The organism is Pseudoxanthomonas sp. LjRoot204_2, from assembly GCF_056175765.1.
Window position 1 is genome coordinate 1 of record NZ_JBGFFG010000675.1, and the last position, 1,233, is coordinate 1,233.

The window sequence follows — 1,233 nt, forward strand, 5'->3', positions numbered from 1 at the left end:
GTGCTGCACCTGTACGTGCTCAAGTTCCTCTATCTCGGCGCCGAAGCGGCCTGGGGCCGGAACCAGGGGGCGCTCTTCGGTTTCGATGCGATGTGGATGGTGTGGGCCGCCGCGGCCGTGCTGGCCGTTGCGCTGTACCCCGCGGTGCGCGCCTTCGCTGGCCTGAAGGCGCGGCGCCGCGACATCGCCTGGCTCAAGTACCTGTGACGGCCATGGCATTTCTTCTTCACAACCCCATGCTGCGCGGCGCCGTCGCGGCTTCGCTGCTGTGGGCCGTGTCGGCGGCGGTCYAGGCCCACGGCATCTGGTTTGCCCAGCGCTCGGGCGACCTGGCGCTGATCTACGGCGAGGGCGGCGACGACCTCGACGCCGCCAAGCGCCTGCCGCTCATCAAGGCGATGGCCGGCTACGACGCGGCGGGCCGCCCGGTGCAGACCGCGCTCGAAGCGGCCGGCAAGCTCGCGCTGGTCGACCTGCGCGAGCAGCCCACCATCGTCGCTGCCGTGCTGGACAACGGCATCTGGACCAAGGCAGCCAACGGGCAGTGGTTCAAGAAACCCAGGGGCGAGGTGCCGGGCGCCTCGGCCAGCGGCCACAACTTCAAGTACGCGGTGCATCTGCGCGCGCCGCTGGCCCGGCCGCTTGGAGGGCTGCCTGGCCATGCACTGCAGATCGTGCCGGTCGATGCCGCGCTGCCCGCGATGCGCGGCGAGCCGCTGCGCCTGCGCGTGCTCTACCGCGGCGAGCCCGCTGCCGGCGTGCCGGTGCTGGCCGACTTCGTCAACGACCCCGATGGCGAAACGGCCCTGACCGGCGCCGACGGCACGGTCACGCTGCCGGTGCGCAACCAGGGACTCAACGTGATCGCCGCCAGGCTCGATGCGCCCGCGGACGATCCCGCCGCCACCGACAAGGTCGAGCACCTGGCCACGCTGTCGTTCCGGCTCGCGCATGCGCCGGAATGAGGAGGAGCAGGACATGATCCGCACGCAATCGGCATTCCCCGCCCCCCGTCCGGCCCCGTGCCGGCGTTTCCCGAGGGCCGGGCGACGCTGCTGGGGCGCCGCACTGATGATGCTCGGCGGTGCCGCGGCCGGTGCCGAAGCCCCGGTTGCCGAAGCCACCGGAGGCTTCGTCGAAGACACGCGATGGAGCCTGCTGAACCGCACCGTCCTTGAACGCCGCGACTACCTGGACGGCGGCAGGAGCAACGGCGGACGCAATGCCGTGCTG

General features: G+C 71.6%; 2 protein-coding genes and 1 pseudogene. All 3 read left to right on the forward strand.

What is annotated here, in order from left to right; translation table 11 throughout:
• Positions 1–207: pseudogene (locus tag AC04L7_RS19005) on the forward strand (hypothetical protein); the annotation flags it as partial.
• 5 nt (positions 208–212) lie between these two features.
• On the forward strand, positions 213–965 hold the full coding sequence (locus tag AC04L7_RS19010; protein WP_475513746.1) for a DUF4198 domain-containing protein: 753 nt from the start codon (positions 213–215) through the stop codon (positions 963–965).
• Positions 966–978: 13 nt separating this feature from the next.
• A partial coding sequence (locus tag AC04L7_RS19015; protein WP_475513747.1) for a hypothetical protein occupies positions 979–1,233 on the forward strand: 255 nt, incomplete at its 3' end.